The following is a 737-nucleotide window of genomic DNA, read 5'->3' as shown; positions in this document are numbered from 1 at the left end:
TCCATTGGCAGAACCAGGGCTACAAGGACTTCGACGACTTCCTCGGTGCCCTCAGCAGCCGCAAGCGCAAGGCACTGCGGAAGGAGCGGCGGACGGTGCTGGAATCCGGCCTCACGCTCAGCACGCTGCGCGGCGCCGAGATCACGCCCGCGCATTGGAAGGCCTTCTACCGGTTCTACCGCAACACGGTGGATGGCCGCTGGGGCGGTGCCTACCTGACGAAAACCTTCTTCCCGCTGATGGGCGAGAAACTCGGCGAACGGGTTGTGCTCATGTGGGCGGAGCGCGACGGCAAGCCCGTCGCAGGCGCGCTCAATCTGCTCGGCGACGAGGCGCTCTACGGCCGCAACTGGGGCTGCGACGAAGAGGTTCCCTTCCTGCATTTCGAGCTCTGCTACCTGCGCGCCATCGACTTCGCCATCGCGCACGGGATCAGCCGCGTCGAGGCCGGCGCGCAGGGCGAGCACAAGATCCAGCGCGGCTACCTGCCGGCGCCGACCTATTCGGCGCATCTCATCGCCCATCGCGGTCTCTCGCGCGCCGTGGCGGAATTCCTGGAGGCCGAGCGCCCGGCCATCCGCGAGCGCATGGAGGAACTCGCGACCCTCTCCCCCTACAAGCGCGCCGGCGAGGCCTGAGGCATCCCCATGCGCCTGGCCTACGCGCAGCTGGCGCTCTCCATGATTCTCGTCGGCGCGAATGTCGGCGTGGGGAAGCTGCTGGCCGCGGCGCTGCCC

Annotated in this window: 1 protein-coding gene; it reads left to right on the top strand. The window is 68.4% G+C overall.

Features of this window, described 5'->3' with window-relative positions; genetic code table 11:
• Positions 1-638: GNAT family N-acetyltransferase (locus AC1DWF_RS34150; protein ID WP_476842918.1), on the top strand; the 638-nt coding region annotated here is incomplete at its 5' end.
• Positions 639-737 lie beyond the last annotated feature (99 nt).

The sequence above is a fragment of the Aminobacter sp. P4_D5 genome, from assembly GCF_056401815.1.
The sequence above is the reverse complement of the archived record's forward strand: the minus strand, read 5'-3'. Positions and strand labels throughout refer to the sequence as shown.